Source organism: Streptomyces sp. NPDC127098 (assembly GCF_042722465.1).
GTDB lineage: Bacteria > Actinomycetota > Actinomycetes > Streptomycetales > Streptomycetaceae > Streptomyces > Streptomyces millisiae.
The window spans coordinates 22,767-47,343 of record NZ_JBHXFJ010000020.1 but is presented as its reverse complement, the minus strand read 5'-3'; the positions used below and the strand labels follow the sequence as shown (position 1 = coordinate 47,343).

The following is a 24,577-nucleotide window of genomic DNA, read 5'->3' as shown; positions in this document are numbered from 1 at the left end:
GCCGTGTCCGTGGGGGGCACCGCGGCCTACGCGGGCGTCGAGGGCCTGCCCGAGCAGGTGGTGCGGGCGGTCCGGCTGGCCACCGGGCGCGGCTTCGCCCACTCGTGCCGGCCCGAGCAGGGCCGGCTGCTGGCGGCCCTGGCCGGCGGAGCGGCGGGGGTGATCGGGGAGACCGGCACGGGCTGTGGGGTGGGCCTCGCCTGGCTGGCCTCGGCCGCCCCGCCGGGCACGCGGCTGGTGAGCGTCGAGCGTGACCCGGACCTGGCCTCCGCGGTGGGCCGGCTCTTCGCCGCCGACGACCGCGTCACCGTGGTGTGCGGGGACTGGCGGGAGATCGCCGGCCACGCCCCGTTCGACCTGTTGGTGCTGGACGGCGGCGGCTCGGGCAAGGCGCCGGGCGACGAGCCCGCCGATCCGGAGGCGCTCCTCGCCCCGGGCGGCACGGTGGTGGTCGACGACTTCACGCCGGGCCGCCCGGGACCGGACCCGGCGCGTGAGAACTGGCTCGGCCATCCGGCGCTGCGCGCCGTGGAGCTTCGGCTGGCGGCCGATCTCAGCAGTGTCGTCGGCGTCAGGACGTCACGCGTCGGCCAGGGTGGCGACCAGTAGGGCCTTGATGGTGTGCATCCGGTTCTCGGCCTGGTCGAAGACCACCGAGTGGGGCGACTCGAAGACCTCGTCGGTGACCTCCAGGGAGTCCAGGCCATGGCGGGCGTGGACGTCGCGGGCGACCTCGGTGCCCAGGTCGTGGAAGGCGGGCAGGCAGTGCAGGAAGCGGACGGACCGGTTGCCGGTGGCCCTGAGCACGTCCATCGTCACCGCGTAGGGCCGCAGCAGCGCGATCCGCTCGTCCCAGGCCTCCTTCGGTTCGCCGAGCGACACCCACACGTCGGTGGCGACGAAGTCGGCTCCCCGGACGCCCTCCGGCACGTCCTCGGTGAGGGTGATCCGCGCGCCGGTCCGCTTCGCGAGGGCGGCCGCCTCGGCCCGCACCCGCTCGGTCGGCCACAGCCCGCGGGGGGCCACGACGCGCACGTCCATACCGAGCAGGGCGCCGGTCACCAGATAGGAGTTGCCCATGTTGTTCCGCGCGTCGCCGAGGTAGGCGAAGGCGAGCTCGGCCAGCGGCCGGCCGCCGGCGTGCTCGGTCATGGTCAGCGCGTCGGCGAGCATCTGGGTCGGGTGCCAGTCGTCGGTCAGCCCGTTGTAGACCGGGACGCCCGCGTGCTCGGCCAGCTCCTCCACGGTCCGCTGGGCGCTGCCCCGGTACTGGATCGCGTCGAACATCCGCCCGAGCACCCGGGCGGTGTCCTTGGCCGACTCCTTGTAGCCGATGTGCGAGCCGCTCGGGTCGAGGTAGGTGGTGTGCGCGCCCTGGTCGGTGGCGGCCACCTCGAAGGCGCAGCGGGTGCGGGTGGAGCTCTTCTCGAAGATCAGCGCGATCTGGCGCCCGGTGAGCCGCCGCCGCTCGGTACCCTCCCGCCTCGCGGCCTTGAGCTCCGCCGCGAGGTCGAGCAGGCCCCGGAACTCGGCCGGGGTGAGGTCCAGCTCGCGCAGCAGGTGGCGGCCCTTGAGGTCTGTCGCCATGGGATGACTCCATCGGTCGTCGGAATCGCGTTCGAGAAGTTGGAAGTATATACGCGTCTTTTCATGATTATGCGATACCTGCGGGGTGGTCACCCGAGGCGGCGGGCCAGCACCGCCGCCCGGGCCCGGGCGACGCTCAGGACACCGGGTCGCGCTCCACGGGACAGCTCATGCAGCGCGGTCCGCCCCGGCCACGGCCGAGTTCGCCGCCCGGGATCTCCAGCACCTCGAACCCCTGCCGGCGCAGGTGCGTGTTGGCGGTCACCGTCCGGTCGTAGGCCACCACCACGCCCGGCTCGACCGCCAGCACGTTGCAGCCGTCGTCCCACTGCTCGCGCTCCGCCGAGTGCACGTCCTGGGTCGGCGTCAGCACCCGGATCCCGCCCAGGCCAAGCGCGGCGGCGATCGCCCGGTGCATGTGCTCCGGCGGATGGTCCGTCACCTTCAGCTCCCGCTCCCCCGAGCCGGGTTCTATGGTGTACGAGCGCAGCATCCCCAGGCCCGCGTACTGGGTGAACGTCTCCCCGTCCACCATGGTCAGCACCGTGTCCAGGTGCATGAACGCCCGCCGCTTGGGCATGTCGAGCGCCACGATGGTGCGGGCCGAGCCGGCCGCGAACAGCCGCCGCGCCAGCAACTCGACGGCCTGCGGCGTGGTCCGCTCGCTCATCCCCACCAGCACCGCGCCGTTGCCGATCACCAGCACGTCCCCGCCCTCGATGGTCGAGGGGTGCGCGCCCTGCCCCTCCGACCACAGGTGGAAGCGCCCGGACCGCTCGCCGGCGAACAGCGGGTGGTAGCCGTAGATCGCCTCGAAGTGCACGCTCTCCCGCTGCCGCGCCGGCCAGCGCATGGCGTTGATCGCCACCCCGTCGTAGACCCAGGCCGAGGTGTCCCGGGTGAACAGGTGGTTGGGCAAGGGGTGCAGCAGGAAGTCGTCCGGGTCCATCACGTGGAAGCGGACCGAGGTCGGCTCCGGGTGCCGCTCCAGGAACTCGCGCTTGGTGATGCCGCCGATCAGCACCTCGGCGAGCTCGGGCCCCGGCAGCTCGTCGAACGCCGCGCGCAGCCGGTCGGTGGCCAGCGGACCGTACTCCCGCTCGTCGAACACCCGGTCAAGGATCAGGGCCCTGGCCGCCGGCACGGCCAGGCTCTCGGCCAGCAGGTCGCCGAACAGGTGCACGGCGACCCCGCGGTAGCGGAGCAGGCCGGCGAAGATGTCGTGCTCCTGCTGGGCGCGCCGCACCCACAGCACGTCGTCGAACAGCAGCTCGTCCTTGTTGGTGGGGGTCAGCCGCTTCAGCTCGAGCCCGGGGCGGTGCAGGATCACGCGCCGCAGTCGTCCGGTCTCCGAGTCGACATGGAAGGTCATGGCTCCATTCTGCGGGCACCCGCTTGCGCGAGCCCGGCCGCCGTGGCCCTCAGCCGTCGAGCAGCGCGTTCAGCCGCCCGAAGCTCCAGTCGCCGCTGTCGAGTCCGACGTAGGTGCCGGCGTCGAGCAGTTCCCTGGTGGCCCGGTCGACCGCCGCGTAGGCCGCCTGGGCCAGGCCCGAGCCGACGCTGATCCGGGCCGCGCCCGCGGCGGCGAGATCGGCCACCGAGGGGGCCCCGGGGCCGGTCAGCACGTTGAGCGGGGCGGCGAGCCCGTCGGCCAGCGCGGTCACCGTCTCCAGGTCGGTGACGCCCGGCACGAAGACGCCGTCGGCGCCCGCCGCCAGGTAGGCCCGACCCCGGTCCAGGGTCTCCCGCAGCAGCTCCTCGCGCGGTCGGCCGGCGTCGGCCCGCAGGAAGACGTCGACCCGGGCGTTGACGAAGACCGGCACGCCGGTCGCCTCACCCGCCGCGCGGGCGGCGGCCAGGCGGGCGGCCTGCTCGCCGACCGGGCGCAGCGGCGCCGGGCCACCGTGGTGGCTGTCCTCGATGTTGACCCCGGCCGCGCCCGCCTCGATCACCAGCCTGACCGTCTCCTCCACGCCGTCGGCGTCCGCGCCGAAGCCGGCCTCGATGTCGGCGGTGACCGGCGACGTGACGGCGCCGGCGACCCGGGCGACGAGTTCGACGGCGAGGCGCCGGTCGAGCCGGTCGCCGTCCGGGGCGCCGAGGGACCAGGCGACGCCCGAGCTGGTGGTGGCCACGGCCGCGGCGCCGGCCGCCGCGACCACCCGGGCACTGGCCACGTCCCAGGCGTTGGGCAGCACCAGCGGGGTGGTCCCGTGGTGCAGGGCGTGCAGGAGTCGGGCTCGGGCGACGAGTTCGTTCGTGCTGTTCATGGTCGGAGTCCATCACGCGCCCACGGCTCCGACTGGCGGCATTCGGACATCACCGTGGCGGGCGCGCGCGGCGGCCGAAAAGAATCGTTCGCGGGTTCGTATTGGCGGGCGATCCGTTGGGCATATTCCCCGTCGTGGCAAAGACGCAACCGGGGGCCGCGGCCCAACTACCGAAAGCACGTTGGCGGTTGATCGGCCCCGGCCTGGTGGTCGCGGCCACCGGGGTCGGCGCGGGCGACCTGGTCGCGACGGCCGTCGCCGGCAGCAGATACGGCTACACGCTGCTGTGGGCGGCGGTGCTCGGCTGCCTGATCAAGATCTCACTGGCCGAGGCGACCGGCCGCTGGCATCTGGCCACCGACACCACCATCTTCGACGGCTGGCGCTCGCTCGGCCGGTGGACCACGGTCTACTTCGGCGGCTACATCGTCATCTGGGGCTTCATCTACGGCGCCACCGCCATGTCGGCCAGCGGGCTGCCGTTGGTCGCGCTCTTCCCCGACGGACCCGACCTGCGCACCTGGGGCATCCTCTCCGGGCTGCTCGGCCTCGCCTGCGTCTGGTTCAACCGCTACGCGGTGGTCGAGAAGCTGATGATGGTCTTCGTCGGCGTGATGTTCGTGGTGGTCGTCGGCATCGCCATCCGCGTCGCGCCCGACACCGGCGCCATGGTCGCCGGCCTCTGGCCCACCCTGCCGGACGGCTCCGTGCTCTACACGCTCGGCCTGATCGGCGGCGTCGGCGGCACCATCACGCTGGCCGCCTACGGCTACTGGGTGACGGCCAAGGGCTGGCGGGGCCCGGCCTGGATGCCGATGATGCGGCTCGACAACCGGGTGGCCTACGCCACCACCGGCCTCTTCGTCGTCGCGATGCTCGTCATCGGCGCGGAACTGCTGCACGCCGCCGAGGTCTCGCTGACCCAGGGCGACCGGGGACTGCTCGACGTGGGCGCGGTCCTCGAGGACCGCTTCGGGAGCCTCACCGCCAACCTGTTCCTGATCGGCTTCTTCGCCGCGTCCTTCAGCTCGGTCATCGGCGTCTGGCACGGCGTGAGCCTGCTGTTCACCGACTTCGTCAGCCGCCTCCGCCCCGCCGCCGTCCCGGCCGGCGACCCCGAGCGCTCCTGGCCGTTCCGCGCCTACCTGGTGTGGCTCACCTTCCCGCCGATGGCCCTGCTCTGGCTCGACCAGCCGATCGGCCTGATCATCACCTACGGCGTGCTCGGCGCGTTCTTCATGCCGTTCCTCGCCCTGACCCTGCTCTGGCTGCTCAACACCGACCGCGTCCCCCGCGAATGGCGCAACGGCCCGATCAGCAACGTGATGCTCTTCGGCGCCGGCGTGATGTTCCTGATCCTCTGCGTCCAGCAGGTCCGCGACCTGCCGTGGTGACGGTCATCCCATCCGGCTGGTGTCCAACTCCAGGTCGAACGGCGCGGGCAGCGGCATCGGGACGCCGAACGGCAACGGCCCGTGTGCGTGCGCATACCCCGACCCGCCGGGCCGGCTGAAGAGGGTGCAGGCCCGTACCTCCAGGTCCACCAGGAGGTACAGCGGCGCACCGTACTCCGCGTAGCGCCGTCGTTTGACGGCGCGCGCGGCCTCGCCGCCGAACTTCGACGCGACTTCGGCGATCAGTGAGGTCTGGCTCGGAAGCAGTGTTCCCGCCGTCTCCGCGAGGTGTTGTGGCACGACCGCCATCCGAGGCACGAACAAGTTGAGCGAGCCGGGCAGGTCGAGATCGCCGGAGCCCGCCAGCCACCCGGTTCGTTCCAACACCGACAGCAGCTGCTTCTTGATCCGGCCGACGGCCAGCTCGCCCGCCCAACATCTGTGCACCGGCTCGATCAGCCCCCTCCACGAGTTCGACGGCATCGAACCGGACGTGCTTGAGGGCGTACTTCAGGGCCGCCTCCGGATCGGGGGCGACGTATCGCTCCCCCGGCGCTGTCTGATCGCTGATGGTTCCTCCCACATGAGCGGTCCGTCGCGTCGCGTGCTCGTCACCTGCTTACGCCGAGTCGCTCCCGTCTCGCCCCGCGCGCCGACATTTCTTACCCGAACGAGCACCCAGCCCCGCGCCTCGTTGACAGATAATCGGTACGCGTCCGGCACGGTCGCCGTCAGGATGGCCGCATGACCTGGACGCTCACCGAAGACCTCGACGCCTTTCTCGGCACGGCCGGCCCCTTCCTGCACGCCAGGCCCGCCGAGAACACCGTGTTCCTGACCGTCACCGACACCCTCCGGGCCGCCGGGCTCGACATGTACGGGGACCTGCCGCCCCGGTTCGGGTGGTGGCGGGACGGCGCGGGGGAGGTGGCGGCGGTGTGGTTGCGGACGCCGCCGTGGCCGGTCAACGTCAGCCGGGCGCCCGACGAGGCGGTCGAGGCGCTGGCCGCACTGCTGGCGGTGGAGGGCGACGCGGCGCCGACCGAGGTGTTCCTGCCGCGCCCGGAGGACGAGGCGTTCGCGCGGGCCTGGCAGTCGCACGCCGGTCGGCGGCCCACCGTCCGTCACGAGACCCGGCTGTACCGGCTGGCCGAGTTGAGCCCGCCGCAGGCGCCGCCGGCCGGCCGGAGCCGGACCGCAACCGCGGCCGACCGGGCGCTGCTGATCGACTGGACCCGCGGCTTCCTGCGCGACGTCGGCGACGACGTCCCCGGCGACCGGGCGGTCGTCGCGCTCGTCGACGACCGGCTCTCGCACCGGGGCATCGAGGTCTGGGAGGAGGCGGACGGCACGCCCGTCGCCATGGCGCAGCTCACCCGGCTGGTCGCCGGCCAGGCCAGGGTCGCCAACGTCTACACCCCGCCGGCGCACCGCGGCCGCGGCTACGCCTCGGTGCTGACCGCCGCGGTCAGCGGGCGCGCCCGGCAGGCCGGGGCCCGGGAGGTGGTGCTCTTCACCGACCTCGCCAACCCCACCAGCAACGCCATCTACCAGCGCATCGGCTACCGCCCCGTGCTCGACCGGGTCACCCTGGCGCTGTAGCGCGACCCGGCGCCGTGGTTACCGCGGTCGGCGCCGGGCAACCCCTACAGTCGGGCCATGGCACGCACCCGGCTCTACCGCGGTGGCTCCCTGGTGCGGGAGGACTTCCCGGTAGGTGACATCCCCGAGTACCTGGCCGAGGCCGGCTCGGTGGTCTGGCTGGACCTCTACCGGCCGGAGCCGGAGGTGCTCGACCGGGTCGGGCGCGAGTTCGGCATCCACGAGCTGGCCCTGGAGGACGCCGGCAAGGAGGGGCAGCGGCCGAAGATCGACCGGTACCGGGCGCACGAGTTCCTGAGCGCCTACGGCGTCACCATGGACCAGCGGAGCGGCGAGCTGGTGATGAGCGAGCTGGCCGTCTTCGTCACCCCCCAGGCCCTCATCACCGTCCGCAAGGACGACGGCATCCACATCGACGACGTGCTGTCCCGCTGGGACGACGCCCCGGAACTCACGGCGCAGGGCGTCGGATTCCTGCTCCACGGCCTGCTCGACCATCTGGTCGACGGCTACTTCGTCGCCGTCCAGCGGCTCGACGACAGCATCGAGGACCTGGAGGACCAGCTCTTCGCCGAGGGGGCCACGGTGGTGCGGCAGGTCCAGCGGCGCGCCTACGAGCTACGGAAGTCGCTCGTCGAGTTCCGCCGCGTGGTGCTGCCCATGCGCGAGGTGGTGAACACGCTGATGCGCCCCACCCTGCACGTCGTCTCGGAACCGTTGGTCCCCTACTACCAGGACGTCTACGACCACGTGCTGCGGGCCACCGAGTGGACCGAGTCGCTCAGGGACCTGGTCGGCTCCGTGATGGAGACCAACCTGTCCATCCAGGCCAACCGGATGAACGAGATCATGAAGCAGGTGACGAGCTGGGCGGCGATCATCGCCGTGCCCACCGCCATCACCGGCTTCTACGGCCAGAACCTGCCGTTCCCCGGCTTCGGCGACCACGTCGGACTGCTGTCCTCCTCCGCCCTCATCGTGGTCGCCACCGTCCTGTTGTTCTTCGCCTTCAGACGGCAGGACTGGCTGTGATCCGGGCGATACCGGCGGGTCAGGAGACGAAGGGCGCGGCGGCCAGGTAGGGCAGGCTGCCGGCCAGCACGCCGGCGAAGACGACGGTGGCCGTCATCGTGCCGGTGCCGTCCCTGAGGCGGGCGACAAGGCCGGTGGCCACCAGGCCGAGCGCGCCGATGAACAGCTCGTAGATGGCGAAGAGGGGCGAGGCGAGCACGGCGAGCACCAGTGTGGTGGTGAAGAGCACCAGCGTCCGCCGCGAGGTCCTGCTGTCCAGCCTGTTGTCCAGCGCCTGGTCCATGACGGAACTCCTCTGCACAGCCGGGGTGTTGACCGGTTCTGCGATCACTGTCCCCCGGATTGGGCCGTCTCATGCCGTCTGTCGAAGATGAGCGAACTGGCAAGAGAAGGTGATCGCCTCGTGTCCTTCCCTGGCAACTTCCTGTCATGCGTGGGAAGGGAGACGAATATTCGCCCACTGGCGTGTCCATGTCATATCAGCGAGGATGGTCTCGCTCGATCGCTCAATGTCATGTACGAGTCATCAGTCAGTGTTCCCCGAAGGGAGTCCACCCATGGCCTGTTCGAGCACCGCTCTCTGGGCCGGAGAGACCACCTGGTTCTGTTGCGGCGCCTCCTGGGGCCCCTGCGGTTCCGCCGGCGGCGGCGCCTGCGGCAACTGTCAGTCCAGCGGCAACCAGGGCGCCTGGCCCAACGCCTCCCAGGCGTGCTGGGACATCACCCGACCCGACCTGTGCGGCGAGAGCGGCATCGCGCGCCGCGGCTGCGGCTCCGTGATGAACGTCAGACACCAGTGCACCGGCGCCACCGTCTGCATCACCATCACCGACTGCGGCCCTCGCACCCGCAGCTTCTGCGGCGAGCAGGTGTGCTGCGGCGGCACCTGCCGGATCAACCGGGTCCTCGACCTCACCCCGGCCGCGTTCTCGGCCATCGGCAGCCTCAGCTCGGGCGTGCTGCCCGTCGTCATCACCGAGTAGGGAGAAGGGACGCCCGATGTCATCGTCACCACGCGGCACGTCATCGCACGGCACCCCCTCGCCCCGCCGACTCGGCCGGCGCGGCTTCCTCGGCTCCGCGGCGATCGGCGGCGCCACCATCGTGGGCGCCTCGGCGCTCGGCGCGCTCGACGCCGACGCGGCCTTCGCCGCGCCGGGCCCCTCGCTCGATCCGGCGGTCACCGGCGTCTTCGCCGAGGGCCGGATCGGCGCCATCCGCGGTGGCATGCTGCACGTCGCGGGATCGCTCGGCGAGACGCACCGGATCCAGCTCACCAACGCCACCAGCGTCTGGAAGGTGCGCCCCACTGTCGTGGACGCCATCGAGGTCGGCGACGGTCTCTACGCGCGTGGCGTGCGCATGCCCGACGGCTCGATCGCCGCCGACGCCGTCTGGGTCAACATCGTCAACCTCTACACCGAGATTCGTGGCCTGACGAAAGACCGGATCCACCTCAGCCACCACGACCACGAACTCGTCGGCCGGGTCGTCCCCGAGACCGCCGCCTCCTACGCGGGCGGCGCGCTCACCGCCGACCTGACGAGGCTGCGCATCGGGCAGCCGGCCCAGGTGCTCGGCGCCTGGCGGCCGAGCGACGGCTCGGTCGACGTGGTCCGCGTCACCGTCGGCCACTGAGGGAAGGAACGGGTCATGCCCCTGAGTTCCCTCGCGGCCGCGCTGTGCGCGCCGCTGCTCGGCGCCCTGCTCGCCTGGACCGGCGCGGCCAAGCTGTCCAGCCGCCGGCTGCCGGCCCAGGCGGCCGGAACCGCCCTGCCCCGACTGGTCCGTGGCCCGCGCCGGGCGACCGCCGTGCTGCGGGCCACCGGCGCCGCCGAGGTCGCGCTCGCGGCCGGGCTGCTCCTCGCGCCCACGCACCCGCTGCCGGGCGTCGGCACCGCCCTGCTGGGCGCTGGCTTCGTCGGTTACCTGGCGCTGGCGAAGCGGGTGGCGCCGGAGTCGTCCTGCGGCTGCGCGGCCACCGACCAGGCGCCATCTCCTGGCACTCCTTCGCCAGGGCCGGCGCCGTGGCGCTGGGCGGCGTCGGCGCCGCCTCGGCGGACACCCGGTGGTGGACGGCGGTCGCCGAACGCCCGTGGGCCGCCGCGGTGTTCCTCGCGTTCGGGGCCGTCGCCCTCGGCTGGCTCTCGACCGGTCCCGGGCGCGGCTGGCGGCCGGTGCTCGCCCGGCTGCGGCTGCGGATGTTCGGCAACCCGCTCGCGGCGACCGCGACCGCGGGCGGTGACGGAGGCCCGGTGCCGGTGGCGGCCTCCGTCGAGCTGCTTGAGCGCTCGCGGGCCTGGGAGACGGCCGTACCGCTGATCAGGTCAGGACTGCTCGAACACTGGGAGGAAGACGGCTGGCGGATCCTGCACTACGCCGGCGCCCGCCACGACGCCGGCTGTGACTGCGAGCGCCCGGTCTCGGTCGTCTTCGCCCTGGACGCCACGGCCGACCTCGACCGGCCGCTCGGCCAGGCGATCCGGGTCAGCGTGGTGGACCAGGAGACGGAACGGGTACTCACCGCCGAACTCCTCGGCCGGTGACGGGGCGGTCGGGCCCGACCGGGCCCGACCGCGTCGGTCCCTGCCGGCTCAGATGTCGCGGAAGAGACCACGCGGTCTTCTGACCTGCGACGTGAGCGTCGATGGGCCGTTGGCGTGTGCGTATGCCCTTCAGGTCTGATGCGGCCGAAAGCCCCAGAGAACTCCCACGGCCCGGCCGCCCTCTTGAGCTGTGATCGCTCGGCCTCGCGTCCCGGGAGGAGGTGACTCCCCGTGTATCCCAGGCGTTGCTCCTCGATCGGCTTGGGGGATGCCGAGCGTGGCCTCGACGGCAGGGGCAAAGCGCCGGTGTCCGCTGCACCGCAACAGCCTCGATCATGAGCGCCGACAGCCCGGAAAACACCCTCCCACGAGGGAGTTGACCTCTTGCGTGCGATGTCAACGATCCCGCCCTGTCGACGGTCGGTGGCAAGCACCGCGATCGCCTGAGAGGGCTTGTGGAGAGCCGGATGCCCGGACAACTGGCACGTCAGGTGTGCGCTGTGAGGCACTTCGTGGTATTTCCGACTCAGTCGGGAGGAACTTGGAGGACCTATGGCGACAGGCATTGTGCGAAAGCTGTTTTGCGAGAGGCCATGAGAACGAGATCAGGGGTAAACCGGACATGTCCGGCGGGGGGCTCCGGTCTCTCAGAACTACTCATGTGTGAGAGTCGCGGACCTCGTACATCAGCGTCCGTCCTCGAAGCGCTCGACCAGGTCTGGCGACATCTGTGTCGGGGGCGCGGGGTTGATGGCCGATCACGTCGTACTGGTGCGACTCGTACCTACTTGTGGTCTCCATTTTGTTCTTGTTCGGGCCGCCGCCTTTCCTCCCGGCGAGCCGGTCATCGTCTCGACCGGCCCTGGCTCGGTGCGTCGGTCGGGGCTGCGGCCGCCACAGGCTGCCAACGCTTGACCGCGGAGGGCAGCCCCAGCCGTGTGCGCGGATCGCGGAAGAGGACGGTCCAGTCATCGCCTCAGTGTCCGTCGCGGACTACCGCTACCCCGCCGACCCAGTTCGTGATGCCCGCCGGCCCGCGTCGGGCCGAAGCGAGAACGCTGGCCGGTCGACCGAGGGTGTCGCCCTGCTCCACCTCGATCGCGACCGTCTGTGCCCCTGTCGTGTCGAGCAGGTGGGCGGCCAGGCAGGTTGTGCTGTTGGCGTTGGCGATGTCCTCGGGGACGCCGATCGACGGGGCGAACATCCGAGCGGCTGCCGGGCCGTGCCGGTCCGGGATCGAGTAGGCGTAGCAGCCCAACATGCCGTAGTGGTCGCAGGCGGCACGTAGCAGGGCGAAGTCTGGGGAGAGGTCGGCCAACGCGGCGCGCGATCGGACTGGCAGGAGAAGCCTCGGCCGCCCATTCGAGGCCACGCGGGCGTTGCCGACGACGGCTTCGTCAGCCAGGCCGAGGCCGGCTGTGACCGCCCTTAGCTCGGGTGCCTGGGCGACGCGCAGGTTCACCGGGCCCGGGTCGAACGACGCTGTCACGCTGTCGCGGTTTCGGATGGCCCAGCCTTCGAAGCTGCGGCTCGTCGTACACAGCACGGCGCGGTGGTCGCTGCCGCCTTCGCGTACGGCGAGCAGCGCCAGGGCCGCGACGGTGCCGTGGCCGCAGGCAGGCAGTTCGCCTTCGGCGGTGAAGAACCGGAGCGAATACGAGGGACGGCCGCGCTCAACTCCGGTGGCACGGATGAAGACGGCGTGCGAAGTGCCCAGTTCCCCGGGAACGCGGCATCGCTCCTCGTCGGTGAACGATGCTTCGTCGAGAACAGCGGTCGGGCTGCCGCCCCGGCCCTGCCGCTGACACGCGTCAATGACCACTACCTCGGGCAAGGCACCGGGGCGGTCGTCAGCAGCATCGTCAGGTCCAGCGCGGGCGCGCTGTGCGTCAACGCGCCGACAGAGATGAGGTCGACTCCCGTCTCGGCGATGGCGCGGACGCTTTCCAGACGGACGGTGCCCGAGGCCTCCAGCAGGATCCGGGAGGTGTCGGCACGCTCGGCCCGGATTTTCACGACCCTTTCGATGTCGGCCACCGGCATGTTGTCGAGCATGATCCAGCGGGCCCCGGCATCGAGGGCCTCAACGGCCTGCGCCACGGTCTGCACCTCGACATCGGTCTCCACCTTCTGCCCGGTGCGCGCCATCCCGCGCCGGACCGCGTCGATCGCGGTGGTCACGCCGCCTGCCGCGGCGATGTGGTTCTCCTTGAGCAGGACCATCGCCGCGAGGTTGAGCCGGTGGTTGCGGCCGCCACCGTCGGTCACCGCGTACTTGTCCAGGGCGCGCAGGCCCGGCGCCGTCTTGCGGGTGTCCAGGATGCGCGCCTCGGTCCCGGCCACGGCCTGGACGTAGCGGTCGGTGAGCGTCGCGATGCCGCACATGCGCTGCAGGAAGTTCAGCGCCGTACGCTCCCCGGTGATCAGGCTGCGTGCCGAGCCGGACAGGCGCACCAGGACATCGTCGCCGGTCAGCCGGGCGCCGTCGGGGACGAGTGCTTCCACTGTGACCTCGGGGTCGACCTGGGCGAAGACCTCGGCGACCACGGGGAGACCGCTGGCGATGCCGCATTGCCGGGCGTGGATCTCGGCCACGGCCGCCAGGCCTTCGGGAACGCTCCACGCAGTGGTGATGTCCTGGCCCGACTCATCCTCGGCCAGGGCAGCGGCGACGGCGGTTCACGCCGCCTGTGAGGGGAACTCTGTCATGGTCCGTGGTCTCCAGTCCTGTGGTTACGGGCCGGAAATCTGAGGTGTCCCGCGCGGGGACCGCTGTCAGAACCGGTTGCGCTGGCACCCTCGGCGGCAGTGGGCGGGGCGTCGGCAAGCTCGGCAGCCCACCGCTGCGACCACTCGGTGACCGAACGCAGGGCGTCGCGGGCGTCGTGGCCGAGCGGGGTGAGGGTGTGGCTGCCGTTGCACAGCACCTCGGCGAGTCGAGCCTCTTGGAGCTCTGTGAGCCTTCACCGAAGATCCGACTGGACCTCGGTCAGTCGATGCCTTCGATGATGCGGAAGTCGCGCTCGAAGCCGTCGGGGAGGGCCAGCAGCGCTTTCTGGTATGCCTCGCTCTCGTATGCCGCGACGGCCTGTTCAAAGCTGTCGAACTCGATCAGAACGACGCGTTGCGTGATTCCGGCCTCGTGGGCGACGACTCGACCGCCACGGGACGGGATCCGGGACAGGACGCGCCCGCCCCCAGCCTGGACAGCCGGACCGGCCAGCTTGTCGTAGGCAGTCAGCTCCTCATTGTCGGAAATGGCGGGGTAGACACTTACCCAGTAGCCCTTAGCCATGGAAACCTCCTGTGTTGGGCCGGACACGTCCGACTTCGAATTGACACTCAGATCGATCGACCCCGACGACGGGTACTGCGGTCAGCGGAATCGTCATATGCGCAGGTTAGGGCTCGATGCGCGGTCGAGGGAAAGACCGGTACGGGCTAGACTCAGAATGGATCGTTATCAATCGGCAGGGGGGCACGTGGCGCCGGATACGGCGAGCCTGCGGTACTTTCTGGTGCTGGCGCAGGAGTTGAACTTCACCCGCGCGGCCGCACGGATCGGTATCGCACAGCCCGCGCTCAGCGCCCGGATGCGCCGACTGGAGGCGGAACTCGGTACGGCCCTACTGGTCCGCAACACGCGTAGCGTCGTATTGACCACGGCAGGTGCGGCTTTGGCGGAGTCCGCGCCGCCCGCGCTGGCGGCGCTGGACCGGGCATGGGACACCGCCCGGAGCGCGGCAGCCGGTGAACTGGGCACGCTGCGCATCGGCTACAGCCTCAGCGCCGGGGCCGAGACGGCACCGGCCCTCGTGGACAGACTGATTCGCGGCAACAGCGGACTCGAGGTCGGCGCGGTCCCGATGGCGACACCGGAGATCTCCCCCGCGGTCGCCGACGGCCGCATCGATGCCGGGATCACCCGCGGTGAACAGCCGGGCCGTGGCGTGCGCCGGTTCCTGCTGCGGCGTATGCGCGTCGGGGTCCAACTAGCGCGGCACCATCCGCTGGCCGAACACCCGGAGATCGAGATCGCCGACGCGGCCGCGTATCCGCTGCGACTCCCGGACCGTGCGGCCAACCCCGTGATCCACGATCAGCTGTCCGCGCTGTTCCGAGACACCCGATCACACCCCCGATTCCACACGCCCGCAGTCTCTTTCGACATGTCCCAGCGCGACCTGCGCGACGGGCTCACCCTCGCCCCGGCCGGAGAAGCCGCGGCCACGGCACAACCGGCCGGTCTCACCTGGCGACCACTGCGGGGCGCGCCTAGCCTGACGATCCACCTGGTCCTTCCACGCGAGCAGTCGCCGCTACACCGCCGCATCCGTGCCGTCGCCAAAACCCTGGCGCACGAGCTGCACTGGCTGCCGGACTGACGCCCAAGAGGTCAAGCGAGACGGACGCCTGCGGTGGCGAGGCCGAAGACCTTGCGCCCGGCGGACTTCGCGGTGATGACGACGACGGTCTTGCTGAATGTCCAACACGACCTCGCCATGCCGGCGGATCAGCATCCGATGAGGGCCCCGGGTCCGGTCCGAGTTGTACATCGCGGCGACGTCCTCGCCCAGCCCGAGATATCGGCGGATACCGCGCTTCGATCCGAGAAGGGACTGGCCGGGCTGGATGAGCACCGGGTCCGCCGCTACCCCTCGTGGGCCCGCTGGGTCACCCTCGCGATGCTGGCCCACGCCTTCCTCGCCGTCGTGCAACGAGACCTGCCGCCTGTTCATCGCGCTCGTCGTCCGGCCCGTCCGCGACGCCGCCCACCGGCTTGGCTGGTTCGACTGGCGCCGCCGCCAGGCACCATCACGCACCAGTCACTGCCGACGGCAAGCCGCATCCCAGTGCTCAGCCCGGAGGACATCGACGTTCGGCGCCAGGTCGAAGTGGTGCGGGCGAAGCTGTGCTTTGCCCCGCCGAAGGGGGCGCAAGGTCCGCGATGTGCCTCTGCCGCCGAGCGTGGCCGATGCCCTCCGGCGGCACATGGAGGCATTCGTGCCGGTACGCGTCACACTGCCTCGGGAGGACCCCAGTCCTCCCAAGACGGCGGTGGAGGCCAAGCGCCGGCGGCCCAGGTCGTACGCACTCCTGGTGACCGGCCGGGAGCGACGGGCGATCAACCGGAACTACTTCAACCCGCACGTCTGGAAGCCCGCCCTGGCCGAGTCCGGTGTGATCGCGCCCCTGAAGCAGGACGTCCGGGGCGGTCCTCGCGTCTGGGAACCGTCCTCCGAGCACGGATTTCACGCCCTGCGACACTTCTACGCGTCCGAGCAACTGGAAGCCGGCGAGTCGATCGTGTCTCTGGCCCAGTGGCTCGGCCACGCCGACCCGGGGTTTACGCTCCGTGTGTATGCGCACTTCCTGCCTCGCGCGGGGGCACGGGGAGCGGCCGCCATCGATGCGGTCTTCGGCCGTGACCTGAACGGCCCGGGTGCGGCGGAAACTCCCAGAGCACTCCCACAGGCAGCGACGCACCCCCACCGGTCCCGCGTTTCCGCAGGCCGGCGTGGGTGCGTCGAAGGGGCTCTGTCAGATGTCGCGGAAGGTCTCGATCTGCGCGCCCACCGAGTTCAGCCGCTCGGCCAGGTCCTCGTAACCACGGTTGATCACGTAGACGTTGCGCAGCACCGAGGTGCCCTCGGCGGCCATCATCGCCAGCAGCACCACCACGGCGGGCCGCAGTGCCGGCGGGCACATCATCTCGGCCGCCCGCCACCGCGTCGGACCCTCCACCAGCACCCGGTGCGGGTCGAGCAACTGGAGCCGGCCGCCGAGCCGGTTGAGGTCGGTGAGGTAGATGGCACGGTTGTCGTAGACCCAGTCGTGGATCAGCGTCGAGCCGTGCGCCGTGGCCGCGATCGCGGCGAAGAACGGCGCGTTGTCGATGTTGAGGCCGGGGAACGGCATCGGGTGGATCTTGTCGATCGGCGCCTCCAGCTTGGAGGGCCGCACGGTCAGGTCGGCCAGCCGGGTGCGGCCGTTGTCCGCCCGGTACTCGGCGCCCAGGTCGTGGTCAAGACCCATGCCCTCGAGCACCGCGAGCTCGATCTCCAGGAACTCCAGCGGCACCCGACGGATCGTCAGCTCGGACTCGGTGACGACGGCCGCCGCGATCAGGCTCATCGCCTCGACCGGGTCCTCGGAGGGCGAGTAGTCCACGTCCCGGTCGATCTCCGGAACGCCGTGCACGGTGAGCGTGGTGGTGCCCACGCCCTCGATCCGCACCCCCAGCTGCTCCAGGAAGAAGCACAGGTCCTGGACCATGTAGTTGGACGAGGCGTTGCGGATGACGGTGACCCCGTCGTGCCGGGCGGCGGCCAGCAGCGCGTTCTCCGTGACGGTGTCGCCGCGCTCGGTCAGCACGATCGGCCGCTCGGGTGAGACGCCCTGGGTGACGGTGGCGTGGTACATGCCCTCGGTGGCGGTGACCTCGAGGCCGAACCGGCGCAGCGCCATCATGTGCGGCTCGACGGTGCGGGTGCCCAGGTCGCAGCCGCCCGCGTAGGGGATCCTGAAGCGGTCCATGCGGTGCAGCAGCGGGCCGAGGAACATGATGATGCTGCGGGTGCGGAGCGCGGCCTCCTTGTCGATGGCGTCGAGGTCGAGCTCGGCCGGCGGCACGATCTCCAGGTCGGCGCCCTCGTTGATCCAACGGGTGCGCACCCCGATCGAGTTGAGCACCTCCAGGATCCGGAAGACCTCCTCGATCCTGGCCACCCGGCGCAGCACGGTGCGGCCCGAGTTGAGCAGGCTGGCGCAGAGCAGGGCGACGCACGCGTTCTTGCTCGTCTTGACGTCGATGGCGCCGCTCAACCGGCGCCCGCCGACCACCCGGAGATGCATCGGGCCCGCATAACCGAGCGAGACGATCTCACTGTCCAGGGCCTCACCGATGCGGGCGATCATCTCAAGGCTGATGTTCTGGTTCCCGCGCTCGATGCGGTTGACCGCGCTCTGACTGGTACCGAGCGCCTCCGCGAGCTGGAGTTGTGTCCAGCCGCGATGCTGACGTGCGTCCCGGATGAGCTGTCCGATCCGGGCGAGGTAGTCGTCGATCATACGCACGAGCGTATCTCACATATGAGATGTCGCTCGCCAGGGTGGGCCGTTCGAGTGAGTCGCCGTTCGAACGGGTAAGCTCCACTTGTTCGCATGGAATGCGAACAACTCCGAGGCTACGGGGAGGGGACCCTCATGACCACCGCACGTCGAGTCGCCCTGGTCGCGGTGCCGTTCGGCACGGCGACCGCGGGATACGTCGGCATCTTCCTGGCGCGGTACGACCGGCTGCCCGAGCGGATCGCCACCCACTTCGGCGGGGGCGGCGAGGCCGACGACTTCATGGGCCGGGCGACCGCGCTCTGGTTCGGCGGCGGCCTGCTGCTCGGGCTCGGGCTGCTGTTCACGCTGTCGCTGCTCCGCCCCGGCGGGGCGGCGGGGCGGCGCCTGACCACGGCGCTCGGCGCCGGCCTCGCCGTCACCCTGGGGTATCCGCTGATCGCGACCGTGCTGGTCAACTCGGACCTCGGTGACCCCGCCGAGGCGCGGCTGCCGATGTGGCACCTGGCGGTGCTGCTGCCAGCGGCGGCGGTGGTCGGGTGGCTCGCCTGGTGGGCGGCCGGGGCCGACCCGGGGCGGGCCACCGAGCGGCCGGTCGCCGCCCTGTCGCTGGCCGACGGCGAGGCCGCGGCCTGGAGCCGGACGGCCGCCTCCGGCGCGCTGCTCGCGGCGGCGGGCCTCGGGCTCGGCGTCGGGGTGCTCGTCGCGCTCTTCGCTTCCCTTCCGGCAGGGCTCGTGGCGCTCGCCGTCGCCCTGCTGTGCGCCGCGTTCGCCGGTGTGCGGGTCACGGTCGACCGCCGGGGGATCGCCGTCCGTTCCGTGCTGCTGCCGCGGCCCAGGATCGTCGTCCCGCTGCGGGCCGTCGCGGGCGCCGCCAGCGTGCGGGTCGACGCCGTGGGAGACTTCGGCGGTTGGGGCTATCGCATACGCCCGGGGAGGCGCGGGGTCGTGCTGCGTTCGGGAGAGGCGCTGTCGGCGCGGCTGAGCGGCGGGCGCGAGTTCGTCGTCACCGTCGACGACTCGGTCACCGCCGCCGCCCTCCTCAATGGGCTCGTCGAGCGTCGGTCACGGGAGCGCGACTGAGATGTTGTTCCGGGTGGTTCCGGGATCGCCCGTGCCGCTGGGCGAGCAGATAGCCGCCTGCGTGCGCGGCGCCATCGCCGAGGGTGCGGCGAGTCCGGGGGAGCGGCTGCCGCCGGCCCGCGAGGTCGCCGCCTCGCTCGGCGTCAACGTGCACACGGTGCTGCGCGGTTACCAAAGGCTGCGCGACGAGGGTCTGATCGAGCTGCGGCGCGGCCGGGGCGCGGTGGTCACCGCCGCGCCGGGCGCCGCCCGGCTCTCCGAGCGGATCCAGGCGGCGGTCGCCCAGGCCCGCGAGCTGGGCCTGACGGACGAGGAGTTCCTGGCCCTTGTCCGGGCGGGTCTGGCCGCCGCGACGGCGCCCGCTGCGCCCTTCGCGCGGTGATGTACTAGAGTTATCTCGACATCGAGATATCTGGTCACGGCGCAGTACGTGTCGACCGCCCGCTCGGCGGCTTACTTAGGGTCACCTTACCAAGCCTCGTCGGGACGCGAACGGCAGCATTGCGGCAGAACGCGCGAATACCTGTGTTGAAGGAGACAGTCGTGTCGGCGAACAGCTTCGACGCCCGCGGTACGTTGCGGGTGGGCGACGAGTCGTACGAGATCTTCCGGCTGGACAAGGTGGCGGGCTCGGCCCGGCTGCCGTACAGCCTCAAGGTGCTGCTCGAGAACCTGCTCCGCACCGAGGACGGGGCCAACATCACCGCGGACCACATCCGCGCCCTCGGCGAGTGGGACGCCTCCGCGCAGCCCAGCCAGGAGATCCAGTTCACCCCCGCCCGGGTGATCATGCAGGACTTCACCGGCGTGCCCTGCGTGGTCGACCTCGCCACCATGCGCGAGGCCGTGCGGGACCTGGGCGGCGACCCGGCGCGCATCAACCCGCTCGCCCCGGCCGAGTTGGTCATCGACCACTCCGTCATCGCCGACAAGTTCGGCACGCCCAACGCCTTCCAGCAGAACGTCGAGCTCGAGTACGGCCGCAACCGCGAGCGCTACCAGTTCCTGCGCTGGGGCCAGACCGCCTTCGACGAGTTCAAGGTCGTCCCGCCCGGCACCGGCATCGTCCACCAGGTCAACATCGAGCACCTGGCCCGCACCGTCATGGTCCGAGGTGGCCAGGCGTACCCCGACACCCTGGTCGGCACCGACTCCCACACCACCATGGTCAACGGCCTCGGCGTGCTCGGCTGGGGCGTCGGCGGTATCGAGGCCGAGGCCGCCATGCTCGGCCAGCCGGTCTCCATGCTGATCCCGCGGGTCGTCGGCTTCAAGCTCACCGGCGAGCTGCCCACCGGCACCACCGCCACCGACCTGGTGCTCACCATCACCGAGATGCTGCGCAAGCACGGCGTGGTCGGCAAGTTCGTCGAGTTCTACGGCGAGGGCGTGTCCTCGATCCCGCTGGCCAACCGCGCCACCATCGGCAACATGTCGCCGGAGTTCGGCTCCACCGCCGCCATCTTCCCGATCGACGCCGAGACCATCAGCTACCTCAGGCTGACCGGCCGCGACGCCCAGCAGCTCGCGCTCGTCGAGGCGTATGCCAAGGAGCAGGGCCTCTGGCTCGACCCGGCGGCCGAGCCCGACTTCTCCGAGTACCTGGAGCTCGACCTCGCCACCGTCGTGCCGTCCATCGCCGGCCCGAAGCGCCCCCAGGACCGGATCGCGCTCGCCGACGCCAAGGCGAAGTTCAGCGACGACGTGCGCGCCTACGTGCCCGCGACCGACATCGACGAGGCCGGCAAGGAGTCCTTCCCCGCCTCCGACGCGCCGGCCGTCAGCAACAGCGCGCCCAGCAGGCCGGTCACCGTCACCGCCGCCGACGGCACCACCTTCGAGCTCGACCACGGCGCCGTCACCGTCGCCGCCATCACCTCCTGCACCAACACCTCCAACCCCTCCGTCATGGTGGGCGCGGCGCTGCTGGCCAAGAAGGCGGTGGAGCGCGGCCTGACCCGCAAGCCCTGGGTCAAGACCACCCTGGCGCCCGGCTCCAAGGTCGTCATGGACTACTACGACCGTGCCGGCCTCACCCCCTACCTGGACAAGCTCGGCTTCAACCTCGTCGGCTACGGCTGCACCACCTGCATCGGTAACTCGGGCCCGCTGCCCGAGGAGATCTCCCAGGCCGTCAACGACAACGACCTGGCCGTGGTCTCCGTGCTCTCCGGCAACCGCAACTTCGAGGGCCGGATCAACCCCGACGTCAAGATGAACTACCTGGCGTCCCCGCCGCTGGTCGTCGCCTACGCCATCGCCGGCTCGATGAAGATCGACATCACCACCGAGCCGCTGGGCCTCGACCCCGACGGCAAGCCGGTCTACCTCCGCGACGTCTGGCCCTCCGAGCAGGAGATCGAGCAGGTCGTCGCCTCGGCCATCGGCCAGGAGATGTTCGGCCAGAGCTACTCCGACGTCTTCGCCGGCGACGCCCAGTGGAACGCGCTGTCGATCCCGACCGGCTCGACCTTCGAGTGGGACCCCGAGTCCACCTACGTCCGCAAGCCCCCGTACTTCGAGGGCATGACCATGGACCCGGAGCCGGTCGCCGACATCAGCGGCGCCCGGGTGCTCGCGAAGCTGGGCGACTCGGTCACCACCGACCACATCTCGCCCGCCGGCGCCATCAAGGCCGACACCCCGGCCGGCCAGTACCTCACCGAGCACGGCGTCGCCCGGCGCGACTTCAACTCCTACGGCTCGCGGCGCGGCAACCACGAGGTCATGATCCGCGGCACCTTCGCCAACATCCGGCTGCGCAACCAGATCGCGCCCGGCACCGAGGGCGGCTACACCCGCGACTTCACCCAGGAGGGCGGGCCGGTCTCCTTCATCTACGACGCCTCCCGCAACTACGAGGCCGCGGGCGTGCCGCTGGTGGTGCTCGCCGGCAAGGAGTACGGCTCAGGATCCTCCCGCGACTGGGCGGCCAAGGGCACCGCGCTGCTCGGCGTGCGCGCCGTGATCGCCGAGTCCTACGAGCGCATCCACCGCTCCAACCTGATCGGCATGGGCGTGCTGCCGCTGCAGTTCCCCGCCGGCCAGAGCGCCGACTCGCTCGGCCTGACCGGCGAGGAGACCTTCGCCTTCCGAGGCGTCACCGCGCTCAACGACGGCGGGATCCCGGAGACCGTCAGGGTCAGCACCGACACCGGCGTGGAATTCGACGCCGTGGTGCGGATCGACACCCCCGGCGAGGCGGACTACTACCGCAACGGCGGAATCATGCAGTACGTGCTGCGCTCCCTGATCCGCAAGTAAGATCACATAAGAGCCGGGCGAGAGATCGGCCGACATAGGCACATCGGTCGCCAGAAAGGCTCAGAAAGCGGTGCCAAACGCGCGGGCCGCCCTCCGTTTCCAGCGGAGGGCGGCCCGCGTCCGTGTGTGTCCGGGAGATCTCAACTCGGAAAAGCATCAACGCGATCGAGGTACGCGATCTTCCAAGCCCGAGGCAAGTGGACTATACCTGTCGGGATCCGGGCGGCCTCCACCGTCTGATCCGTCTCGAAGGCGAGGACGTGAACATGCATTCCGGTCCATTCCTCAACCGCCGTGCCCTGATCAGAGGCTCCGCCGCCGCGGGCCTGCTCGCCGTTCCCGCGATGGGCGTGCTCACCTCCTGCGCCAGCGGCGGCGGCAGCGGCGGCGACGACGGCGGTCCCGAACGCGGGGAGACCTCCGCCGACAACCCGTTCGGCGTCAGCGCCGACGCCGACCTCGAAGTCGTCATCTTCGACGGCGGCTTCGGCGACCAGTACGCCGTCGACGCGGAGGCGCTCTACCAGCAGCGGTTCGGCACCGTCGACCACACCAAGACCCAGGAGATCCAGTCCCTGCTCCAACCCCGCATGGTGCAGGGCGATCCGCCGGACGTGATCGACAACTCCGGCGCCCAGGCGATGGACATCGCCGCCCTGATCCGCAACGAGCAGGTGCACGACCTCACCGAACTGCTCGACGCGCCCTCCCTCGACGACCCGAACGTCACCGTCCGGGACACCCTGATGCCCGGCACCGTCGAGATGGGCCAGTTCGGCACCGAGGCGGTCTACCGCCTCAACTACGCGCTGCACGTCTACGGCCAGTGGTACTCGCGCACCGCCCTGGAGCGGCTCGGCGCCGAATACCCGCAGACCTGGGACGAGATGCTGACCCTCTGCGAGGCCGCCCGCCGCGAGGGCATCGCCGGCTGGACCTACCCGGGCGTCTATCCCTACTACTTCAACTTCACCCTCTACCCGTTCATCGGCAAGATCGGCGGCATAGAGGTCCTCCAGGCCCTCGACAACCTGGAGCCCAACGCCTGGCGGCACGACGCCGTCCGCACCGCCTTCGAGGCCTACTACGAACTGACGGCCCGCGGCTACGTGCTGCGCGGCAGCCCCGGCATGACCCACGAGGAGTCCCAGACCGAGTGGACCCAGGGCCGCGCGCTGTTCATCCCCAACGGCTCCTGGGTGGAGAACGAGGCCGCGGCGACCACGCCCGACGACTTCGACATGGCCGTCGGCCCGCCCACCGGCCTCGACTCCTCCGACGCCATGCCGTTCGGCACCCTCTGGGCCGCGCCGGGCGAGCCGTTCTTCGTGCCCGCCGCCGCCGACAACGTCGCCGGCGGCCTGGAGTTCCTGCGGATCATGCTCGGCCGTGAGTCGGCACGGAACTTCACCGAGCTGGTCTCCTCGCTCACCGTCGTGCGCGGCGCCACCGAGGGCATGTCGCTGCCGCCCGGCCTCACCAGCGCCTCCGAGATCCTGGACGCCGCCGGCGACAACCTCGTCAGCTCCCGGCTGCCCGACTGGTACCGGCAGCTCAACAACGAGGAGATCGGCGGCGCCGTCGCGGCCATGATGGCCGGCGAGATCGAGCCGGACGAGGCGATCGACCGCTGCCAGCGGGCGGCCGACGCGACGGCCCAGGACGACTCCATCCAGAAGTTCCAGCACACCTGACCCGGACCAGGGGGCGGTATGAAGGACACCCCGCGGGGCCAGGAGCGCCTGACCCCTCGCGACGCACTGCTGTTCACGGTGGCGTTCCTCGTGCCGCCCCGGTTCACCCCGGACCGGGTGCGGCGCGACCGCCGCTACCGGAAGCTCGACCAACGCCGGTTCATCGCCTGGTTCCTGGCCCTGCCACTGCTGGTCTACGCGGTGTTCGTGGTCTCGCCGTTCCTCCAGGCGTTCTTCTACTCCCTCACGGACTGGACCGGTTACAGTGCCACCTACACCTTCACCGGGCTTGAGAACTACCAACGCATGCTGGAGGACGACAAGTTCTGGGAATCGCTGGTCAACAGCCTGCTGCTGCTGGTCATCGCCCCGCTGGTCACCCTCTCCCTCGGCCTCTTCCTCGCCTACATGCTCAACGTCGGCGGCCGGCGCGGCGGCGCCACCGGCGGGGTCGCCGGCGCCCGTTTCTACAAGGTCGTCTACTTCTTCCCGCAGGTGCTCTCCATCGCGGTGATCGCCATCATCTGGGCCCGGATCTACAGCCCGACCGGTCTCCTCAACGAGGGCCTGGGCGCCGTCGGCCTCGGCTCCCTGGAACGGGAGGACTGGCTGGGCGGAGACGTCGCCGTCTTGTGCGTGCTCGCCGTGCTGTGCTGGGCCTTCGTCGGCTTCTACGTGGTGCTGTTCTCCGCGGCCATGAGCTCCGTCCCCGGCGAGATCTACGAGGCCGCGCTGCTCGACGGCGCCGGACGCTCGGTGACCTTCTTCCGGATCACCCTCCCGCTGACCTGGGACACCGTCCGGACCGGCTGGATCTACATGGGTATCCAGGCGCTCGACTCCTTCGCCCTGGTGGACGTCATGGTCCCCGAACACGGCATGGACGTGCTGCCCAGCTACCTGTTCGAGAAGGCGTTCCGCGACGCCCAGGCCGGCTACGCCACCGCGATCGGCGTCGCCCTGTTCCTCGTCACCCTGGTCTTCGCCCTGCTGATGATGCTGGTCGGCCGGCGCGAACGGATCGAGTTGTAGCG

Annotated in this window: 22 protein-coding genes and 2 pseudogenes; 15 read left to right on the top strand and 9 right to left on the bottom strand. The window is 70.9% G+C overall.

The annotated features are described in order from the left end of the window. Positions 1 to 3: 3 nt before the first annotated feature. Entirely contained in the window at positions 4 to 609 is a 606-nt protein-coding gene (locus ACFWI8_RS15410; RefSeq protein WP_387090756.1) for an O-methyltransferase, read from the top strand. Here ACFWI8_RS15410 and argF read toward each other — a convergent pair. The 3 genes from argF to ACFWI8_RS15395 all read right to left on the bottom strand — a co-directional run bounded on the left by argF (position 580) and on the right by ACFWI8_RS15395 (position 3,857). Beyond that, a complete protein-coding gene (gene argF / locus ACFWI8_RS15405) occupies positions 580 to 1,587 on the bottom strand; it encodes an ornithine carbamoyltransferase (RefSeq protein ID WP_387090749.1) in 1,008 nt (335 codons plus the stop codon). The genes ACFWI8_RS15410 and argF overlap by 30 nt on opposite strands. 136 nt (positions 1,588 to 1,723) lie before the next feature. Beyond that, a complete protein-coding gene (locus ACFWI8_RS15400; RefSeq protein WP_387090746.1) occupies positions 1,724 to 2,959 on the bottom strand; it encodes an arginine deiminase in 1,236 nt (411 codons plus the stop codon). 49 nt (positions 2,960 to 3,008) lie between these two features. Continuing rightward, the gene (locus ACFWI8_RS15395) at positions 3,009 to 3,857 is read right to left on the bottom strand and encodes an isocitrate lyase/phosphoenolpyruvate mutase family protein (protein WP_387090744.1); all 849 of its coding nucleotides are present in this window, start codon (positions 3,855 to 3,857) and stop codon (positions 3,009 to 3,011) included. A 134-nt stretch (positions 3,858 to 3,991) separates the two neighbouring features. Here ACFWI8_RS15395 and ACFWI8_RS15390 point away from each other — a divergent pair, with 134 nt between their 5' ends. Further along, complete coding sequence (locus ACFWI8_RS15390; protein ID WP_387090742.1) at positions 3,992 to 5,251, top strand: Nramp family divalent metal transporter; 1,260 nt, start codon at positions 3,992 to 3,994, stop codon at positions 5,249 to 5,251. A 3-nt stretch (positions 5,252 to 5,254) separates the two neighbouring features. Here the strand turns inward: ACFWI8_RS15390 and ACFWI8_RS15385 are convergent, their stop codons facing one another. Continuing rightward, positions 5,255 to 5,734 carry a Uma2 family endonuclease gene (locus ACFWI8_RS15385; protein ID WP_387090740.1) on the bottom strand — a complete coding sequence of 160 codons (480 nt, stop codon included), beginning with the start codon at positions 5,732 to 5,734 and terminating at the stop codon, positions 5,255 to 5,257. Between the two features lie 261 nt (positions 5,735 to 5,995). Here ACFWI8_RS15385 and ACFWI8_RS15380 point away from each other — a divergent pair, with 261 nt between their 5' ends. Together ACFWI8_RS15380 and ACFWI8_RS15375 are read left to right on the top strand one after the other, a co-directional pair. Further along, on the top strand, positions 5,996 to 6,853 hold the full coding sequence (locus ACFWI8_RS15380) for a GNAT family N-acetyltransferase (RefSeq protein WP_387090738.1): 858 nt from the start codon (positions 5,996 to 5,998) through the stop codon (positions 6,851 to 6,853). 57 nt (positions 6,854 to 6,910) lie between these two features. Then, positions 6,911 to 7,885: a magnesium transporter CorA family protein gene (locus tag ACFWI8_RS15375; RefSeq protein WP_387090735.1), complete on the top strand. Its 975-nt coding sequence runs from the start codon at positions 6,911 to 6,913 to the stop codon at positions 7,883 to 7,885. A 19-nt stretch (positions 7,886 to 7,904) separates the two neighbouring features. On the opposite strand, the gene ACFWI8_RS15370 is transcribed toward ACFWI8_RS15375, so the two are convergent. Beyond that, entirely contained in the window at positions 7,905 to 8,168 is a 264-nt protein-coding gene (locus tag ACFWI8_RS15370; RefSeq protein ID WP_311603170.1) for a hypothetical protein, read from the bottom strand. Between the two features lie 274 nt (positions 8,169 to 8,442). On the opposite strand from ACFWI8_RS15370, the gene ACFWI8_RS15365 reads away from it, so the two are divergent. The 4 genes and pseudogenes from ACFWI8_RS15365 (at position 8,443) to ACFWI8_RS15350 (ending at position 10,431) form a co-directional block, all read left to right on the top strand. Next, positions 8,443 to 8,868 (top strand): hypothetical protein, encoded by a 426-nt coding sequence (locus tag ACFWI8_RS15365; RefSeq protein ID WP_311603172.1) that lies wholly within the window; start codon positions 8,443 to 8,445, stop codon positions 8,866 to 8,868. 16 nt (positions 8,869 to 8,884) lie between these two features. Beyond that, complete coding sequence (locus tag ACFWI8_RS15360) at positions 8,885 to 9,523, top strand: cell wall protein (RefSeq protein ID WP_387090732.1); 639 nt, start codon at positions 8,885 to 8,887, stop codon at positions 9,521 to 9,523. A 15-nt stretch (positions 9,524 to 9,538) separates the two neighbouring features. Then, positions 9,539 to 9,805: pseudogene (locus ACFWI8_RS15355) on the top strand (MauE/DoxX family redox-associated membrane protein); the annotation flags it as partial. 107 nt (positions 9,806 to 9,912) lie between these two features. Beyond that, positions 9,913 to 10,431 carry a hypothetical protein gene (locus ACFWI8_RS15350; protein ID WP_387090899.1) on the top strand — a complete coding sequence of 173 codons (519 nt, stop codon included), beginning with the start codon at positions 9,913 to 9,915 and terminating at the stop codon, positions 10,429 to 10,431. A gap of 976 nt (positions 10,432 to 11,407) precedes the next feature. Here ACFWI8_RS15350 and ACFWI8_RS15345 read toward each other — a convergent pair. The 3 genes from ACFWI8_RS15345 to ACFWI8_RS15335 form a co-directional block, all read right to left on the bottom strand. Next, positions 11,408 to 12,253: a PhzF family phenazine biosynthesis protein gene (locus tag ACFWI8_RS15345; protein WP_387090729.1), complete on the bottom strand. Its 846-nt coding sequence runs from the start codon at positions 12,251 to 12,253 to the stop codon at positions 11,408 to 11,410. Next, positions 12,253 to 13,092 carry a carboxylating nicotinate-nucleotide diphosphorylase gene (gene nadC, locus ACFWI8_RS15340; RefSeq protein ID WP_387090889.1) on the bottom strand — a complete coding sequence of 280 codons (840 nt, stop codon included), beginning with the start codon at positions 13,090 to 13,092 and terminating at the stop codon, positions 12,253 to 12,255. The genes ACFWI8_RS15345 and nadC overlap by 1 nt, the downstream gene beginning before the upstream one ends. 328 nt (positions 13,093 to 13,420) lie before the next feature. Next, positions 13,421 to 13,726 carry a DUF1330 domain-containing protein gene (locus tag ACFWI8_RS15335; protein WP_387090726.1) on the bottom strand — a complete coding sequence of 102 codons (306 nt, stop codon included), beginning with the start codon at positions 13,724 to 13,726 and terminating at the stop codon, positions 13,421 to 13,423. Between the two features lie 157 nt (positions 13,727 to 13,883). On the opposite strand from ACFWI8_RS15335, the gene ACFWI8_RS15330 reads away from it, so the two are divergent. Both ACFWI8_RS15330 and ACFWI8_RS15325 read left to right on the top strand, forming a co-directional pair. Then, complete coding sequence (locus tag ACFWI8_RS15330) at positions 13,884 to 14,816, top strand: LysR family transcriptional regulator (RefSeq protein ID WP_387090723.1); 933 nt, start codon at positions 13,884 to 13,886, stop codon at positions 14,814 to 14,816. Positions 14,817 to 15,035: 219 nt separating this feature from the next. Continuing rightward, a pseudogene (locus ACFWI8_RS15325) lies at positions 15,036 to 15,279 on the top strand (IS701 family transposase); the annotation flags it as partial. A 693-nt stretch (positions 15,280 to 15,972) separates the two neighbouring features. Here ACFWI8_RS15325 and ACFWI8_RS15320 read toward each other — a convergent pair. After that, a complete protein-coding gene (locus ACFWI8_RS15320; RefSeq protein WP_387090720.1) occupies positions 15,973 to 17,502 on the bottom strand; it encodes a helix-turn-helix domain-containing protein in 1,530 nt (509 codons plus the stop codon). A 135-nt stretch (positions 17,503 to 17,637) separates the two neighbouring features. On the opposite strand from ACFWI8_RS15320, the gene ACFWI8_RS15315 reads away from it, so the two are divergent. The 5 genes from ACFWI8_RS15315 to ACFWI8_RS15295 all read left to right on the top strand — a co-directional run bounded on the left by ACFWI8_RS15315 (position 17,638) and on the right by ACFWI8_RS15295 (position 24,575). Continuing rightward, positions 17,638 to 18,585: a DUF1648 domain-containing protein gene (locus tag ACFWI8_RS15315; RefSeq protein ID WP_387090718.1), complete on the top strand. Its 948-nt coding sequence runs from the start codon at positions 17,638 to 17,640 to the stop codon at positions 18,583 to 18,585. Position 18,586: 1 nt separating this feature from the next. After that, the gene (locus tag ACFWI8_RS15310) at positions 18,587 to 18,967 is read left to right on the top strand and encodes a GntR family transcriptional regulator (RefSeq protein WP_387090715.1); all 381 of its coding nucleotides are present in this window, start codon (positions 18,587 to 18,589) and stop codon (positions 18,965 to 18,967) included. A 161-nt stretch (positions 18,968 to 19,128) separates the two neighbouring features. After that, complete coding sequence (acnA, locus tag ACFWI8_RS15305) at positions 19,129 to 21,849, top strand: aconitate hydratase AcnA (RefSeq protein ID WP_387090712.1); 2,721 nt, start codon at positions 19,129 to 19,131, stop codon at positions 21,847 to 21,849. A gap of 266 nt (positions 21,850 to 22,115) precedes the next feature. Next, positions 22,116 to 23,543 (top strand): N-acetylglucosamine/diacetylchitobiose ABC transporter substrate-binding protein, encoded by a 1,428-nt coding sequence (ngcE, locus tag ACFWI8_RS15300; protein WP_387090710.1) that lies wholly within the window; start codon positions 22,116 to 22,118, stop codon positions 23,541 to 23,543. A gap of 18 nt (positions 23,544 to 23,561) precedes the next feature. Next, positions 23,562 to 24,575 (top strand): carbohydrate ABC transporter permease, encoded by a 1,014-nt coding sequence (locus ACFWI8_RS15295; RefSeq protein WP_387090707.1) that lies wholly within the window; start codon positions 23,562 to 23,564, stop codon positions 24,573 to 24,575. The last annotated feature ends 2 nt before the right edge of the window (positions 24,576 to 24,577 follow it).

What these genes read in the sequence shown, in the direction of transcription:
- ACFWI8_RS15375 (WP_387090735.1), top strand. Translation starts at nt 6,911, where the DNA reads ATGGCACGCACCCGGCTCTACCGCGGTGGCTCCCTGGTGCGGGAGGAC.
- ACFWI8_RS15370 (WP_311603170.1), bottom strand. Translation starts at nt 8,168, where the DNA reads ATGGACCAGGCGCTGGACAACAGGCTGGACAGCAGGACCTCGCGGCGG.
- ACFWI8_RS15310 (WP_387090715.1), top strand. Translation starts at nt 18,587, where the DNA reads ATGTTGTTCCGGGTGGTTCCGGGATCGCCCGTGCCGCTGGGCGAGCAG.
- ACFWI8_RS15360 (WP_387090732.1), top strand. Translation starts at nt 8,885, where the DNA reads ATGTCATCGTCACCACGCGGCACGTCATCGCACGGCACCCCCTCGCCC.
- ACFWI8_RS15315 (WP_387090718.1), top strand. Translation starts at nt 17,638, where the DNA reads ATGACCACCGCACGTCGAGTCGCCCTGGTCGCGGTGCCGTTCGGCACG.
- ACFWI8_RS15330 (WP_387090723.1), top strand. Translation starts at nt 13,884, where the DNA reads ATGGATCGTTATCAATCGGCAGGGGGGCACGTGGCGCCGGATACGGCG.
- ACFWI8_RS15385 (WP_387090740.1), bottom strand. Translation starts at nt 5,734, where the DNA reads ATGCCGTCGAACTCGTGGAGGGGGCTGATCGAGCCGGTGCACAGATGT.
- ACFWI8_RS15380 (WP_387090738.1), top strand. Translation starts at nt 5,996, where the DNA reads ATGACCTGGACGCTCACCGAAGACCTCGACGCCTTTCTCGGCACGGCC.
- argF (WP_387090749.1), bottom strand. Translation starts at nt 1,587, where the DNA reads ATGGCGACAGACCTCAAGGGCCGCCACCTGCTGCGCGAGCTGGACCTC.
- ACFWI8_RS15400 (WP_387090746.1), bottom strand. Translation starts at nt 2,959, where the DNA reads ATGACCTTCCATGTCGACTCGGAGACCGGACGACTGCGGCGCGTGATC.
- ACFWI8_RS15365 (WP_311603172.1), top strand. Translation starts at nt 8,443, where the DNA reads ATGGCCTGTTCGAGCACCGCTCTCTGGGCCGGAGAGACCACCTGGTTC.
- ACFWI8_RS15320 (WP_387090720.1), bottom strand. Translation starts at nt 17,502, where the DNA reads ATGATCGACGACTACCTCGCCCGGATCGGACAGCTCATCCGGGACGCA.
- ACFWI8_RS15395 (WP_387090744.1), bottom strand. Translation starts at nt 3,857, where the DNA reads ATGAACAGCACGAACGAACTCGTCGCCCGAGCCCGACTCCTGCACGCC.
- ACFWI8_RS15295 (WP_387090707.1), top strand. Translation starts at nt 23,562, where the DNA reads ATGAAGGACACCCCGCGGGGCCAGGAGCGCCTGACCCCTCGCGACGCA.
- ngcE (WP_387090710.1), top strand. Translation starts at nt 22,116, where the DNA reads ATGCATTCCGGTCCATTCCTCAACCGCCGTGCCCTGATCAGAGGCTCC.
- ACFWI8_RS15335 (WP_387090726.1), bottom strand. Translation starts at nt 13,726, where the DNA reads ATGGCTAAGGGCTACTGGGTAAGTGTCTACCCCGCCATTTCCGACAAT.